13 protein-coding genes, 2 tRNA genes and 1 rRNA gene are annotated in these 16,104 nt (G+C 39.2%); 6 read left to right on the top strand and 10 right to left on the bottom strand.

The window, feature by feature from the left end:
• Positions 1-82: 82 nt before the first annotated feature.
• Positions 83-1,102, bottom strand: a complete 1,020-nt coding sequence (gene nagZ / locus F948_RS12055) for a beta-N-acetylhexosaminidase (protein WP_004964208.1) — start codon at positions 1,100-1,102, stop codon at positions 83-85.
• Positions 1,103-1,337: 235 nt separating this feature from the next.
• On the opposite strand from nagZ, the gene F948_RS12050 reads away from it, so the two are divergent.
• A complete protein-coding gene (locus F948_RS12050) occupies positions 1,338-3,521 on the top strand; it encodes a carboxy terminal-processing peptidase (RefSeq protein WP_004909194.1) in 2,184 nt (727 codons plus the stop codon).
• Positions 3,522-3,570: 49 nt separating this feature from the next.
• Here F948_RS12050 and F948_RS12045 read toward each other — a convergent pair whose 3' ends face one another.
• The 5 genes from F948_RS12045 to hflX form a co-directional block, all read right to left on the bottom strand.
• Positions 3,571-4,032: a DUF2147 domain-containing protein gene (locus F948_RS12045; protein WP_004909191.1), complete on the bottom strand. Its 462-nt coding sequence runs from the start codon at positions 4,030-4,032 to the stop codon at positions 3,571-3,573.
• A 236-nt stretch (positions 4,033-4,268) separates the two neighbouring features.
• A complete protein-coding gene (locus tag F948_RS12040) occupies positions 4,269-4,712 on the bottom strand; it encodes a DUF2147 domain-containing protein (RefSeq protein ID WP_017397357.1) in 444 nt (147 codons plus the stop codon).
• Between the two features lie 87 nt (positions 4,713-4,799).
• A complete protein-coding gene (locus F948_RS12035) occupies positions 4,800-5,468 on the bottom strand; it encodes an LrgB family protein (protein ID WP_004909187.1) in 669 nt (222 codons plus the stop codon).
• A 12-nt stretch (positions 5,469-5,480) separates the two neighbouring features.
• Positions 5,481-5,843 (bottom strand): hypothetical protein, encoded by a 363-nt coding sequence (locus F948_RS12030; protein ID WP_005403212.1) that lies wholly within the window; start codon positions 5,841-5,843, stop codon positions 5,481-5,483.
• Positions 5,844-5,880: 37 nt separating this feature from the next.
• On the bottom strand, positions 5,881-7,230 hold the full coding sequence (hflX, locus tag F948_RS12025) for a ribosome rescue GTPase HflX (protein WP_004909184.1): 1,350 nt from the start codon (positions 7,228-7,230) through the stop codon (positions 5,881-5,883).
• A gap of 395 nt (positions 7,231-7,625) precedes the next feature.
• On the opposite strand from hflX, the gene F948_RS12020 reads away from it, so the two are divergent.
• A complete protein-coding gene (locus F948_RS12020; protein ID WP_004909182.1) occupies positions 7,626-8,453 on the top strand; it encodes a lysophospholipid acyltransferase family protein in 828 nt (275 codons plus the stop codon).
• Here F948_RS12020 and F948_RS12015 read toward each other — a convergent pair.
• Positions 8,446-10,011, bottom strand: coding sequence for a phospholipase D family protein (locus F948_RS12015; protein WP_017397356.1), 1,566 nt, complete (start codon positions 10,009-10,011; stop codon positions 8,446-8,448). The genes F948_RS12020 and F948_RS12015 overlap by 8 nt on opposite strands.
• Positions 10,012-10,174: 163 nt before the next feature.
• Here F948_RS12015 and F948_RS12010 point away from each other — a divergent pair, with 163 nt between their 5' ends.
• A complete protein-coding gene (locus F948_RS12010; RefSeq protein ID WP_005403209.1) occupies positions 10,175-11,185 on the top strand; it encodes a metallophosphoesterase in 1,011 nt (336 codons plus the stop codon).
• Positions 11,186-11,228: 43 nt separating this feature from the next.
• Here the strand turns inward: F948_RS12010 and F948_RS12005 are convergent, their stop codons facing one another.
• Genes F948_RS12005 through F948_RS16165 form a run of 3 tightly spaced genes read right to left on the bottom strand, consistent with a single transcriptional unit; the run spans position 11,229 to position 13,419 of the window.
• A complete protein-coding gene (locus F948_RS12005) occupies positions 11,229-11,708 on the bottom strand; it encodes an outer membrane lipoprotein YfiB (RefSeq protein WP_004964195.1) in 480 nt (159 codons plus the stop codon).
• 8 nt (positions 11,709-11,716) lie between these two features.
• A complete protein-coding gene (locus F948_RS12000) occupies positions 11,717-12,940 on the bottom strand; it encodes a diguanylate cyclase DgcN/YfiN (protein ID WP_004964192.1) in 1,224 nt (407 codons plus the stop codon).
• 5 nt (positions 12,941-12,945) lie between these two features.
• Positions 12,946-13,419, bottom strand: coding sequence for a regulatory sequestration protein YfiR (locus F948_RS16165; protein WP_075696875.1), 474 nt, complete (start codon positions 13,417-13,419; stop codon positions 12,946-12,948).
• A gap of 565 nt (positions 13,420-13,984) precedes the next feature.
• Here F948_RS16165 and F948_RS11995 point away from each other — a divergent pair.
• From F948_RS11995 to F948_RS11985, 3 genes are all read left to right on the top strand, one after another.
• Positions 13,985-15,521: ribosomal RNA gene (locus tag F948_RS11995) — 16S ribosomal RNA — on the top strand.
• Positions 15,522-15,580: 59 nt separating this feature from the next.
• Positions 15,581-15,657: transfer RNA gene (locus F948_RS11990), tRNA-Ile, on the top strand.
• 70 nt (positions 15,658-15,727) lie between these two features.
• Positions 15,728-15,803 (top strand) — tRNA-Ala (locus tag F948_RS11985).
• Positions 15,804-16,104 lie beyond the last annotated feature (301 nt).

Raw genomic sequence — 16,104 nt, 5'->3', positions numbered from 1 at the left:
TATTTGCGCGAGGATGTTGACCCATTCAATCCTGAACAGGTCAATCAGATGATGAGTTAAATCATCTTTTATTTATCGCAAGCTAAAACGAATTCTTAAACTCTTCAATGACTTTTCTGACGTTGTTCCAATTTTCATCTAACACGAGTGTAGTACCCACTTCGATATTTGGAATTTTACCGCGCATACGTTCTAAACGTTGTTGATTTGGTAAAGCCAATGTTCCAATACCATCTAAAGCGATACATGCAGCTGCACGGTCATTACACACCAACCCCATGTCACAACCTGCATTTAATGCTGCTTGAATACGCGCATCTGCACCACCTGCAACACATGCGGCTTGCATGCTTAAGTCATCAGAGAATAGTACACCATCAAATTTTAGTTCTTGGCGTAAAATCTGTTGTAACCAAAATGGAGAAAAGCCTGCTGGATTTGGATCAACTTGATCATAAATCACATGTGCAGGCATAAGAGCATCTAATTGAGGCATAAGCTGAATAAAGCTTTGCATATCTTTGTCATAAATTTCTTGATATGAGCGGCTATCAATTGCAGCTGCAACATGCGAATCGGCTTTGACTGAGCCGTGACCAGGGAAGTGTTTGCCTGTAGTTGCCATGCCTGCTTTTTTCATACCACGCATAAAGGCTGCTGTAAGAGGTACGATATCTTGCATATTTTTAGCAAAACCACGATCACCAATCACATCACTAATGTCATTTAGATCCAGTACAGGTGCGAAACTGAAGTCAATACCTACAGCCAGTACTTCAGTTGCCATCAGCCAACCGCATTGCTCAGCCAAAGTAACGGCTTGTTCTGGCTGATCTAAGTAACGTTCTCCAAGTCTTCCCATTGCAGGAAGTAGGGTGAAACCTTGTCTTAAACGTTGAACACGTCCACCTTCTTGATCTACAGCAATCAAAATGTCAGGGCGAACTTGTCGCATATGATCGGTTAAAGCACGTACTTGTTGAGGTGATTCAATATTTCGAGCAAATAAAATCATTCCACCGACTTGCGGTGCTTGTAATAGTTCAATATCTTCTTGTGTAAGTTCTGTGCCAGCAATATCTAGCATCAATGCGCCGATCATATAGATTCCGTTTGAATTTTGATGTAAAAAACGATAGATAAATTGTGCAATGATTTGCTACATTTTGTCAGTACAGAATATGATAAAACTACATGATATTGATGATAAATACTTGTTGGTCACTTATTTAACACAGCCGATAAGTAGACACATTGGTTAAAAACGAATGAAATATGTTCATCTCGATTCGATCAGCGTGTAATAATTGCCATATCCAAGGAAGTACCAAAATTTTATGAAACTTCAAATGATAGCGTGTGCAGTTGCAATAGCGACTGGTGGATTATTTTTCTCTCATACTGTAAATGAGGCATTTGCAGCGACAGAGTCGCCAGTCGTTTCGACGGTAATTAAACCTTCACAAGAACAAGCACTAGTCGCACGCCAGTTAGCAACACTCGTTGATCGCCAACATTATTTAAATATGCGTTTAGATGCGGCAACATCTAATCGTATTTTGGATATGTATTTGGATAGTTTAGATCCAGATCATTCTTTATTTTTAAGCAGTGAAGTTGAAGACTATAAAAATAAATATGGCTCAAGTTTTGGTAGCGCTTTAAAAGCTGGGAACTTGACTGGACCATATGCCATTCATGCTCAATATCGTGAACGTTTGAAGCAGTTTTATGAATACATGTTGGCAGAGTTGAAGAAGCCACAAAACTTAAATCAAAAAGATGTTTATCTTGAGATTGATCGTGAAAAAGCGCCGTATTTCAAAACATCGGCAGATCAACAAAGTCATTGGCAGAAAATGCTAGTTTCACAGTTGATCAATTTGACGATCAGTAAAGAAGAAGAGCAAGCGAAGCAAAAGGCATTAAAGGCAAATCCTTCTCTTGCCAATGGTCAAGATTTGACGGGTCCAGAAGACCTCACGCCAGTTCAAACGCTCACTAAGCGTTATACACGTCAGTTAGAAAGAATAGGTCGTATAAAAAGTGATGATGTTTTAGATAAAACTCTAAATGCAATGTTGGCGACCTATGATCCACATAGCAATTACTATCCACCAATTGATGCAATGGAGCTGAATCGTCAAACAACTTTGCAGTTGGAAGGAATTGGTGTATCGATTCGTCCTGAACGTGGCAATGAAGATTACACCAAAATTGAAACCATCGTAGAGGGTGGGCCAGCAAGTAAATCTGGTCAAGTCAAATCAGGCGATCGTATTATTGGCGTAGCCCAAGATGGCGAAAAAATGGTTGATGTCATTGGTTGGCCGAGTTCAGAGATTGTTGGTCTGATTCGTGGTAAACGTGGAACAAAAGTCGTTGTGCGCTTACTTGGTCCAGGGGCATCTATGAGTCAGGCTCGTAATGTTACTTTAGTGCGTGATGTCATCCAAGAAGAAGATGCAGGTGTTCGTTCACGTACCGTTGAAATCAATCGAGATGGCAAAAAGCATGTTTTTGGTGTCATAGAAATTCCATCATTCTATTTTGATTATCGTTCACGTCGTGCTGGTGCTGAATATCGCTCTGTGTCTGAAGATACTGCAAAAGCGTTTGAATCATTAAAAGCACAAAAAGTAGAAGGTGTGTTAGTCGATCTGCGTAATGATCCAGGTGGTTCTTTAGAAGAAGTTGCTCGTATGCTTGGACAAGTGATTAAATCTGGACCAGTGGTACAAATCAGAGATGGCAACGGTAATGTGAATGTCTTTGAAGATACTGATGGGGGCGAGCAAATTTATGCAGGACCTATGGCGGTTCTAGTTAACTTAGCATCTGCATCTGCAAGTGAAATTTACTCTGCAGCGATCCAAGATTATGAGCGCGGTATCATTATTGGTAGTACTACCACAGGTAAAGGTACAGCCCAAGTTCAACTAGATTCTTTGGCACATGGTCAGGCGACCTTAACACAGCGTAAGTTTTATCGCGTTACAGGTGGAAGTACTCAAAATAAAGGCGTGATTCCTGATATTAAATTGGTCGATATTTATAACGATGAATTTGGTGAGCGTAAAGCTAAGAATGCCTTGAAATGGGATACCATTCCTACTGCGCCATTTAAACGTGAAGGTTCAGTTCAGCCGTATACAGTGAAGTTAACTCAGTTATCTCAGCAACGTGTAGCACTTGATCCGCAGTTTAAGTATTTAGAGGAGCGTAAAGCAATTTCACAAAAAACGGCTGATCAAAAGAAAGTAGTATTGGATATTGATCAACGTCGAGCGGAATTGATAGATCTTGAGAAGCAAACTTTAGATGCAGAAAACCAACGTCGTAAAGCGACGGGACAGGCTCCTTATGCAAATTGGGAAAGTTATCAAGCTTCAATAGATGCTTTGGTTGAGTCACGTGCAAAAATGAAAGCTCATCTTCGTCCATCGCTACCTGAGGAAGAAACTTTTATTACTGAAGCTGCAAATGTTTTATTGGATTATGCAAAATTGCAAGGTCGATAATCTTTAAATGTCATAGAAAGAAGCCCTGATCATCAGGGCTTCTTTTGTATTATTCGGCAGCTTTATTATTATTTACTCGAATCCAGATCTGGCTGCGTCCCAATACAGAAACCCCGACATAGCCCCGTAGATGTAGGCGTTGTCCATTTGAGCTGAGTTTTGCTGCCAGGCTATATACACGGCCAGTATTGGGGTCGAGAATTCGTCCACCTGTATAGGTGAGGTCTCTCTTGTGCTTAAGCTTGGTAATTACATTTAAACCGACAATCGGTTTGTTGGTATAAGGGGCAGGGCAGCCCGTACAGAACTCTTTCGGTGTGTAACCTGTACGTGGGGTGATTTTGGTTATTTTGCCTGTATAGGTGCCATCCGCTTCCTGGGTAATTTCGACCTGGCCTTTAGGTGCACCCGTAAGGTCATCAATACTTTGCCAAATACCCGTAATATCTTGAGCAAAAGCGAAATGGCCAAGACTAAATAAAATGAAAAATGTAATACCTTTTTTATACATGTTTGAGCCTCTCAGCCATGATTGTTGTTTAGCTATTATTTCGGATTACTAACAATAGATTCAATCATTATTTTACAATTGTTAATTATTTTAATATTTGAAATTTCAATGATTTTTTACTAGAAATAAAAAAGCCTCATGATGATTAAATGATCATTAATGAGGCTTTTTTAGTGCTGAACCGTAGTCTTAAATAAGTTGTAGTATGGGACTAGATGCTCGATATTCTTCAAGATTTAATCATTGCGGATCCAAATTTGATTACGACCAAGAGCAGAAACACCGAGGTATCCACGTAAGTGTAATCGTTTTCCATTTGAACTTAATTTCGCTTTCATACTGTAAATCTTGCCCGTATTTGGATCAAGAATACGACCATTGGTATAGTTCAAACCTTCACCATGCTTTAAACCTGTTACCACATCCATACCTAAAATAGGTTTGTTGGTATATGGCGCTGGACAATTTACACAAGTTTCCTTAGGTGTATATCCTGCACGAGGCGTAAGTTTGATGACTTTTCCTGAATATGTGCCATTCGCTTCTTCACGAATTTCAATCAATGCTTTAGGTGCGCCAGTTTTGTCATCTATGCTTTGCCAAATTCCTGTAATGTCATTTGCAAATGAAAAACTGCTGATCACTGATAAAAATAATGCACCTATAAGTTGTTTGCCCATCATTAAAAATCCTTTTAACGTTTGATATTCTATTATGTAGGATTTGTGGCAACTAGTTCAATCTTTATGTGATATTTGCGGCAAATTTTAAGATAAAGACAAGATAAATGTAGGCAGCCAAATCGCTGTAAATACACCGTTTACAGCCATACCAAAAGCAGCATAGCGTCCAGTGACAGGACCACGTTGCCAAGCTTGTGCTGTACCAATCGCATGTGCAGCTAAACCTAAAGCCAAACCTGATGCACGCTCATCATGAATATGCTTCAGAATCCATGGAGAAAATGCAGCACCAATCACGCCAGATAAAATTACAATCAAGGTCACCATCATTAAAGGAGCATGCAGTAAGGTTGCAATATTTAATGCGATAGGCGTGGTGACTGCACGAGTTGCAAAAGCCAAGATTGTCGGTTCAGACATATGCAAAAGATATGCAAGTCCCATTGGTAAAGCGACCGCACTGATACTGGCAAAACATAAAATACCGAGCATAGACTTGAGGGGTAAATCATCATAGCGCATTGCAGCCAATGGAATTGCTAATGCAACGGTGACATAACCTAGTAAATGATTAAAAACATCATTTACACTTTTCATGTATTGCTCGTAGGGGATTCCTAAGACAGCCAGAAAACCAATCACGATAAACATCGCAAAGACAATCAGTGGAATTTGTGGCATACGTTTATTCAGTGGTTTAGCGATCAGATAGCTAACTAACGTGATTATAAAGCCATAAATAATCATGAACATATTTAGAGACTCCTATAACCAGCGTTTTGCCATTTTTGCGTAAATCCACAATGGCAATAAAGTACTGAGAGTTAATACAAACAAAAACATTGGAATTTCTTTGCCCAAATGTACCAACATAATTAATGAACCAGCACAAATGGGAAGAAAGGCGAAAGCACTCTCTTTCATAATTTTGTTATTGGTATCAATGAGACGATTCGAGATTTTTCTGAAACGTCTCCATATTAATAATGTGACCAATAAACCTATAAGACCTACTAAATTACCTAATTCAGGATGGTGAAAGACTTTGGTAATTGCAACAGCACCTTCACGAAACACAATAATTAACAGGATCGTGCAAAACCAAGCTGTCCAATCTATATCTTTCATTTCTCTTAAACTCGTATCTATATTCTCAAGGTCGCTGTTAATGCGATATGGTGGTGTCATTTAGCTCGAACTCTTCCAATGGTCGTTGGAAAAGAGTCGTTTTTTGTCCCAGAATTTCATCGAATGGCAAATGAGCTTGTTTAATCAGCTGCTCAAGTTTATTAGGTGCCATACACACGGTTAACTGTAAATTACCTTGCTCATCATAATGTTCTGATTGAATAACATTCAGAGTGTATAGCTGAGTGCGTAGTTTACCGTAGGCAGGTTTAAGAACTAAATCGAAGTGTTGTAACTGTCCCATAAGGCATTGTTGAACAGCTTGACTCAATAATTCAAGTCCTTGTCCTGAATGTGCTGAGACATAAACTCGATCTGGAACATCGGGGGCTTTGTAGATGATTTTTGCTGCATCACCACTGAGATCAATTTTATTATAGACATGCAAAATAGGGGCATCTGCTCCGATTTCTTTTAACACGCTTTCAACGGCTTCAATTTGTTCATCCATATTGGGACTACTGCTATCAATAACATGTAATAGCAATGTTGCTTCTAAAGTTTCTTCTAAGGTTGCTTTGAAAGATTCAACTAAGTCGTGTTGAAGATTGCGGACAAAACCAACTGTATCAGCTAAAACAACGGTACCAATACCATCCCATTCCAAACGTCTTAAAGTTGGGTCTAAGGTTGCAAATAATTGATCTGCTGCATAGACATCACTTTTTGCCAAGATGTTAAATAAAGTCGATTTTCCAGCATTGGTATAACCGACTAAAGAAATGGTCGGTATCGCCGCTTTCTGACGTGCTGCACGACCTTGTAATCGAGTTTGTTGTACTTTAACTAACTTGTCTTTGAGTTGAGTAATTCGAACACGAATCAGACGACGATCTGTTTCTAATTGTGATTCACCTGGACCTCGAAGACCAATACCACCTTTTTGTTGTTCTAAATTCCCAGTGAAACCGCGAATTAAGCGAGTGGATAAGTGTTTGAGTTGTGCAAGTTCAACTTGAAGTTTACCTTCATGTGTACGGGCACGTAAGGCGAAAATATCTAAAATAAGTCCAGTGCGATCAATTACACGACATTTCAGGATGCGTTCCAAATTCCGTTCTTGAGCAGGAGAGAGCGAATGGTCAAAAATGACTAACTCAGCTTCTAATTCTTGTACCAATTCAGCAATTTCATCTACCTTACCAGAACCAATAAAGAATTTAGGATCTGGTTTATTTCTTTGTACAGAAATATGTTCAAGAATTTCTGCACCTGCGGATTGTGCGAGCAATTGGAACTCTTCAGCATCAAGGTCATCGAGCATTTGAACAGAGATACTAACTAAAACTGCTCGCTCACCACTTTGTCGCTGTGTAATATTTTCCACGCTGTATCTTATCCTAGGTATTGAACCCCTATTCTAGAATAAACTTCAACGAAAGGGCAAAAAGTTAGACTGTTTATATGAGATTGCGACGTAATAACTCAATAAAGCCAATCAGGGTGCCCATATATAAAATTGACCAACCTAGAAACATTTTAAGAGCGTATCCATAAGAAATTTTAACGTCTTCGTGGTGAGTGCTCATTTCGGGAGTCATAATCTTACCTTTTGATCAGTTATTTCGATTTAATTATGGTAATCAATCTATTTATTCATTTAAAATTGAAAAAAATTATCTCCACGTTCGCTTTTTGTCATCAATGGAACTTTTATCTAAAGATATTTGCGTGATATAACAAGTTAATAACATGCAGACTTGCATACGGTTTTAGTGATTTATGACTCAAGAAACATCAGCAGTTACTGGTACACCTTTAAATTTGTTATCAAAATTTAGTTTATACAGTAGAAAATTGGCTTCGGGCTTAGAAACGATTGGTGAAGGTTTTTATCTCATTTATCGTCACGGCTTATATAAAGATCCTAATAACCCTGTTAACACACGTTATGTACAGTATTTTTGTCGACGTTTATGCGAGGTTTTCAATATTGAGGTACAAGTTCATGGAACTATTCCTCGTGAGTCAGCGCTTTGGGTGAGCAATCATATCTCATGGTTAGATGTAGCGGTGCTTGGTTCAGGTGCTCGCATTTTCTTTTTGGCAAAAGCTGAAGTTGAGAAATGGCCAATTTTAGGCAATCTTGCAAAGGGCGGTGGAACACTTTTTATTAAACGTGGTTCAGGTGATTCTCTCCGAATTAAAGAACAGATCACTGAGTTTTTGAAAAAAGATATTCCTGTTCTTTTTTTCCCAGAAGCCACCACGACAGATGGTCGTAAAGTCAAAAAAGTTCATGGTCGATTATTGGGGGCAGCGATTGAAGCTCAGCGTCCTGTGCAGATTTGCGTGATTTGCTATGTCAACCAACAAGGTGAATTGGACATGATCGCACCTTTTATTGGTGAAATGTCTTTTGCAGAGCATGTACAAAGAGTTTTGGAAATGCCTCAAGTCACGGCTCACTTACTAACTTTACCTGCAATTCCTGTAACTGGACATACAGTCGATACACTGACCAAAGAAGTTGATCAAAAGATGAGAGAGGGACTTGCTGAGTTACATCGTAAGGTATTAAAAGTGATGCCTGACAGCGATGTTACATAAAGCCTTCTATAGGTAGCCATGACAGGAATTTTACACCAGCTTTTTGCCACCATTTCATTCGAGGCTCTTTGGTGTGATTAATCATGCCTTCATTAGTTTGACGTTGCCAATTAATTTTTTTGTTGGCATCGAGCACCAGTTTATATGCATACTTGCTTAAATTTTGATCCATCGTGTTATGAACAGCTTGGGCTAGAGGTGGGCTATTTAATAAAACCCCGATTTCTGTATTGAGATAAGCTGAGCGTGGATCGAAATTAAAGGAGCCAATAAATACCTGTTTTTCATCTAAAGCCATCAGTTTGGCATGTAAACTTGAACGGCTTAAACCTTTCATATTGACCTTGGCTTTTTTTGCCAAATCATCGGTATGCTTATCCAAATCTTCTTTGTCTAAAGCTGGTACAAATTCATAAAGTTGAACGCCGTCTTCAAGCAATCTCTGACGATACTTACCATAAAAAGCGTGTACTACAGCGACATCATTGGCTTTAAAAGAGTTCGTTAGAACTCTAACTTTAACACCACTTTGCGCTAAGTCGCCTAATGTTTTCGCACCCTTTTTTTCTGGAACGAAATAAGCAGAGATCAAGTCGATATTTTTTTCAGGTTTTTCTAGGTGATTGATCAGCTGAAAGTTTAAATGTTCATGCTTTTTTGCTTTTGCTTTCACTTTGTCGGGAGAGTCTTTTACTACTTCAGCTTTAACCCAGTCTAATGCAATCTCGCGATTCATTAGTGACTTGATCGCGGTGGATTCGCTGGTTAAATCAAGATAATTCTGCACTGTTGATTTTTTATAGTGATCATCTAATTGTTGTTTTAAACTTTCGTAGCTCAAGCGATGTGATTTGGGATTGACGATTTCTCTAACATCATAAGCATATTCATGATTCCAATAATCATCAAAAGATTGGGAAATATCATTGACTGCCGTACCGAAAAGCATGACATCAACATCAGAGAACTGATAACTATCACTAACATTGTAGTACTGATTTGTCATATTTCGACCACCGATCAGGGCAACTTGATGGTCTGTAATAAAGCTCTTATTGTGCATCCGACGGTTAATGCGTTTTAAGTCAAAAATCATATCTAAAGCACGATATTTGCGAAAACGATATGGATTAAATAATTTAATTTGAATATTAGGGTGCTGTGCTAAGGCGAGGAAAATCCCTTCAGTTTGTTTGGCATTATTATCATCAATCAATAAGCGTACTTTGACGCCGCGATCCGCTGCTCGAATCAGTGCATGTAAGGCGAGTGCACCGACTTTGTCATTATCCCAAATATAATATTGAAGATCTAAAGTTTTTTCAGCTTTATCAATTAAACTTAGACGAGCCGCCAATGCTTCTAAAGGTTCAAAAAGAACATGATACCCAGTCAAATTTGGGTTTTGTTGCTGTAAAGGCTCGATGATTTGAGCTAAAGTGGTTTCTGAAGTGTCAATAGGTTCTACGGCAACTGAAGCTGTAGGCAAGGTTTTATGTTCAGGTAAGGTACTACAGCCACTAACGCCGATCGCAATACTGCAATAAATCGCAAGCATAGTTTTATTGTAAGTAGTTGTACTTATATGTGTATGCTGACTATTTATCTGAGAAAATTGCGTCATAATTATTACTGATTAAATGTTGTGCTTGAGTATAGCATTTCATCAAAAAAGATAAATATAAGCATGCTGTCCTTAGGTGAGGTTGATGAAGTCTGTAATGTATAGTTCAGATACAGTTATTTTTATTTTCTATGCTATTTTTGCACTTCTAGCACTTTGGGGATTAATTCAAGCTTGGATTCATCAATCTCGGACTGAAACTATACATCCTTTTAAAGCGTTTATTCATTTATTAGCCTTTTATTTATCCTATTTGTTAATTCCACTATGGTTTTTTAGCTTATATACAGGTTGGTCTGACTATTATAGTCTGCACCAAAGTACTTTCGTATTTTTATTGAGTAGTTTGTTAATTTACGCTCGATTTATTGAACCTCATATTGTTCAAGTGAAGCATCATCAATATCGTTTACATCCAGACCGAGAGTTTACTAGACCAATAAAATTGGCAGTTGTTGCCGATATGCATGTTGGATTATTTTCAGGACATGAACGCCAATTAAAAACCATCGTTAAAAAACTGAATCAGCAACAACCAGACCTTGTTGTCGTTGCAGGTGATTGGACTTATGAGCCTGAAAATAGATTGGTTCAAGAGTTAGCAATTTTGCGTGAAATCCATGCGCCAGTTTATTCAGTACCTGGTAATCATGATGAGCAATATCCTGGGCCACCGATTCAAGCGTTGTTGAAACAAGCATTAGAACACAATGATGTTATAGATATAGAGGGGAAGATTGTTGAGTTTGACGAGTTTCGATTGATCGGTGTTGGAGATCTTTGGGCAGGTAAAGCGAACATGCGATACATGCCTGAATTACCACAGAATAAACCATGGCTAATATTGTCTCACAACCCTGATACCGTAGATATGGTTCCAGAATTGCCTACACGACCTTTGATGGTTTCTGGACATACTCATGGTGGGCAAATTGAATTGCCGTGGATTACTAATTATATTATGAAGCGAGTCTCGATTTTAGGGCATAAAAAGGGCTTTTATACCCACGAACATGCTGATGTATTTGTGACCGTAGGTACAGGTATGGTTGGTGTACCATTTCGATTCAGAGTTCCACCGACAATAGATATCATTGAGCTAAAATAAAAAAAGCCAACATTACAGTTGGCTTTTCTCAGTAAGTTTTACTTTAAGGAATAATAATAATCGCTACACGACGATTACTAGCTCGATTTTCATCTGATGTGTTAGGTACGAACGGTTGATTTGAACCACGACCAATCACATTTAAATTTGTTTGTTTAAAGCCTTCGTTCAAGAAAATGCCTGCAACACTTTGAGCTCGCTCTTCAGAAAGCTTCTGATTGTATTCAGGGTTTCCAATATCATCTGTATGACCCACGATTTTGAGTTTTTGTAGATCATACTTGTTAAGTTGTTTGGCCAAGCGAACAATTTCTTTGCCATTCTCAGGTTTAATATCTGATTTATTAAAATCAAAAAGTAATCGTTCAGGTAATCCTAAGCTCCAGCCTTCTTCTGTCAGCACAAAGCCTTCTTTTTTTAACATTTTGACCTGACGATACTTCAATGGACCAAAACTCAAGCAGCCAGCCAATGTTAGGCAGAGTAACGCTATAAATGAAATTTTAATGGTTTGAGCGCGCATAACATGTCCTAAATTTCTGGTTTATATAAAAACCAATGAGGGATTAAATTTTTAGCTTTATACATCGCTTGATCTGCTTGCACTACCAAATCTTCTGGATTCTCTGCATACTGGGAGAAAGCGATACCTAAGCTAAAACCAAAGTGAATAATTTCACCGTTAAAATCTAAAGGTTCCTTACAACTTGCGAGTAAACCTTCAGCAATCGCTTCGAGATGATCAGCGTGATGAATTGAATGCAAAATAATCGCAAACTCATCACCACCTAAGCGAGCAATAAAATCTTCTTGTCTGACAGATTGTTTTAAACGTAGTGCCATTTCTCTTAAAACAGCATCACCTGCTAAGTGTCCATAACGATCATTAATGACTTTAAATTTATTGTTATCAATAAAAATTAAAGCAGAATTTTCTCTATAACTTGGATTTTCAAAGATATTCAATAATTCTTCATAGAAAAAATGACGATTAGGAAGTGTCGTAAGTTGATCATGATGAGCTTTGAAGGATAACTGCCTGTTTTCCTTTTGTAGGTTCGTATTCCAAATTTGAATTTCCTCTAATAGCTCATTAAATACATTGTTCAAATTTTGGAATTCTTTAATGTGATTATTAGGAAATCTTAAGTTATAAGCTTTTTGATCACTGACTAGCTGAGCAATATGTGTAAGTGGTTTGATTGCTTGCATAATTTGACGATAAGTTAAATTGACTGACCAAAGTAATGCAATCACGATAAAAAACATTGAAATTGCTAAACCAATAATAATCGTCTTTAAAAAGTGAACAATATTTTCTGAGCTACCATAAAGAACCAATTCTCCGACCTTCTTTTGGTGGTGGAAAATCATCAGTTTAATTGGATCATGCAGGAACCATTCATCCAACATTTTTTGTAAAAAAGACGTACTGGCTATTTTTTTTGTACTTTCTGCTAACAATTGTTGTTGTGGATCATAAACATGAATACTACGTATGGCGTGTTCGGTTGTGTAATCCTTTAAAATTTGATCAATTGCCCCTTTATCCTTAAACACGACTGCTGGTTGAATCCGTTCAATAACCGTTTGGCTTAACAACTGCAGATTTTGTTTGGCGTAGGTTTCCATTGTAAACATAGAAATCGTAGCGAAAGTACATGAGCAAATCACAAAAGTAATAGCAAAAATAGTAAATTGAGATTTACGGAATAATGCATGTAATGAAGTAGATCGATATAAATTTGAAATCACTTTAACTACTCCGTGTTCTTCGCCAAGATTAAGACTCGAGGGTCGATGTGAACCTTGGAATAACTTAATGCATCCAAATTAACTTTAAACGTAGGAAATGATTTTCTATTGTAAAGACAAAAAATACTGCCTATTTCACATGCAGGATTATTAGTACTCAGTGAAAGTAAATAGCGAGATGGGTAAGACTGAATTAAAGATTGTTGTTGTTGAGGTGAGGTATTTGAAAAATACGCCACATGACATTCTGTTCTAGGAAATTCTTTTGTATTAACAGATTGAACCTGATAGTCGTACGTGAGCAGCTTAATACTCGTTTGAAATTGATTGGCTGCTTCTGGATTATCTAAAACACAAATCACGGGTTTAGATGTGTTCGGCCATTTAGTATAACTTAAGATAGTTAACGTCAGTTCATAAAAGGTATGATTTGAACGAGCGTAACAAAGGTGACCTATAGTTATTGAAACTATAAGCAATATAAATTGAGCTGTTGCATGTAAAAACCGTACTTTCAATCAAAAAAAACCAAAAATGTGAACCAAGTGGCACATTCTACTGGAGTTAATTGTTTAAAAAAAGTTCTTAATACCAAATCTAAATGATAAAAAATTACTATTCAGTCTAAAAAGTGTTCTGTTGAATAAGTTTTTTTTGGAAAGGTATTGCAAGCGATTAGAAATACTGTAGAATGCACATCCATCGGCGGTGATGCGGATAAAAACTTGTTGAGAAACAAGGATTTGGCTAAAATGGTTGGATTCTTGGGTTGGTTGATAAGTTTTAAAAATATCTAAATTACCTGTTGACTTTAAAGAAATTTAGAGTAATATAGCCGACCTAGCTTGATGATGACGAATCATCGAGAAGATCATTAAGAGAATAGAAGAACAACTTGTGTGGATTTTTACTGGTTGATCGATCGAAATAATTTTCATTGATTGAATGGTAGAAATTTCTCGAAGTTTATTTGAGCGAATTTTTAGTCAGAAAATTGATGAGCCAGAATTAGCACCTTGTCTTAACTAAGGTGCAAAATGATTTTAACTGAAGAGTTTGATCATGGCTCAGATTGAACGCTGGCGGCAGGCTTAACACATGCAAGTCGAGCGGAGATGAGGTGCTTGCACCTTATCTTAGCGGCGGACGGGTGAGTAATGCTTAGGAATCTGCCTATTAGTGGGGGACAACATTCCGAAAGGAATGCTAATACCGCATACGTCCTACGGGAGAAAGCAGGGGATCTTCGGACCTTGCGCTAATAGATGAGCCTAAGTCGGATTAGCTAGTTGGTGGGGTAAAGGCCTACCAAGGCGACGATCTGTAGCGGGTCTGAGAGGATGATCCGCCACACTGGGACTGAGACACGGCCCAGACTCCTACGGGAGGCAGCAGTGGGGAATATTGGACAATGGGGGGAACCCTGATCCAGCCATGCCGCGTGTGTGAAGAAGGCCTTATGGTTGTAAAGCACTTTAAGCGAGGAGGAGGCTCCTGAGACTAATACTCTTGGATAGTGGACGTTACTCGCAGAATAAGCACCGGCTAACTCTGTGCCAGCAGCCGCGGTAATACAGAGGGTGCGAGCGTTAATCGGATTTACTGGGCGTAAAGCGTGCGTAGGCGGCTTTTTAAGTCGGATGTGAAATCCCCGAGCTTAACTTGGGAATTGCATTCGATACTGGGAAGCTAGAGTATGGGAGAGGATGGTAGAATTCCAGGTGTAGCGGTGAAATGCGTAGAGATCTGGAGGAATACCGATGGCGAAGGCAGCCATCTGGCCTAATACTGACGCTGAGGTACGAAAGCATGGGGAGCAAACAGGATTAGATACCCTGGTAGTCCATGCCGTAAACGATGTCTACTAGCCGTTGGGGCCTTTGAGGCTTTAGTGGCGCAGCTAACGCGATAAGTAGACCGCCTGGGGAGTACGGTCGCAAGACTAAAACTCAAATGAATTGACGGGGGCCCGCACAAGCGGTGGAGCATGTGGTTTAATTCGATGCAACGCGAAGAACCTTACCTGGCCTTGACATACTAGAAACTTTCCAGAGATGGATTGGTGCCTTCGGGAATCTAGATACAGGTGCTGCATGGCTGTCGTCAGCTCGTGTCGTGAGATGTTGGGTTAAGTCCCGCAACGAGCGCAACCCTTTTCCTTACTTGCCAGCATTTCGGATGGGAACTTTAAGGATACTGCCAGTGACAAACTGGAGGAAGGCGGGGACGACGTCAAGTCATCATGGCCCTTACGGCCAGGGCTACACACGTGCTACAATGGTCGGTACAAAGGGTTGCTACACAGCGATGTGATGCTAATCTCAAAAAGCCGATCGTAGTCCGGATTGGAGTCTGCAACTCGACTCCATGAAGTCGGAATCGCTAGTAATCGCGGATCAGAATGCCGCGGTGAATACGTTCCCGGGCCTTGTACACACCGCCCGTCACACCATGGGAGTTTGTTGCACCAGAAGTAGGTAGTCTAACCGCAAGGAGGACGCTTACCACGGTGTGGCCGATGACTGGGGTGAAGTCGTAACAAGGTAGCCGTAGGGGAACCTGCGGCTGGATCACCTCCTTAACGAAAGATTGGTGACCGGTAAGAATCCACAACAAGTTGTTCTTCGAAGATGTATCTGAGGGTCTGTAGCTCAGTTGGTTAGAGCACACGCTTGATAAGCGTGGGGTCACAAGTTCAAGTCTTGTCAGACCCACCACTACTGACGAAGTGATGAATAATCACAAGCTGCTAGATAAAAAGATATGTCGTTCATTATGATTAAAGCTGGGGACTTAGCTTAGTTGGTAGAGCGCCTGCTTTGCACGCAGGAGGTCAGGAGTTCGACTCTCCTAGTCTCCACCAAATTCGAGGGTAAACAAAGCAACGCTTTGTCCGAGAATTTAAGCAAACAGCTATGCTGTGCGCAGGCACACATAGAACGAAGCTTGGAGCTAAAGATTACAGAACTTAGTAAGCAAATAGCTTCTTAACTTCTGTGATTTATCACAGTTTACTACGCACCGACGAGGTGGTAGTTAATCATTAACAGATTAGAAAATTGAGTCTGAAATAAATTGTTCAAACTCGATTAAATAGGAAGATAACAAGTAATTGTTAAATTAATATTTAATCTGAGAACTAGCAAAAACACTGAATCAAGCGT

The organism is Acinetobacter junii CIP 64.5 (genome assembly GCF_000368765.1).
Taxonomy (GTDB): Bacteria; Pseudomonadota; Gammaproteobacteria; order Pseudomonadales; family Moraxellaceae; genus Acinetobacter; species Acinetobacter junii.
The sequence above is the reverse complement of the archived record's forward strand: the minus strand, read 5'-3'. Positions and strand labels throughout refer to the sequence as shown.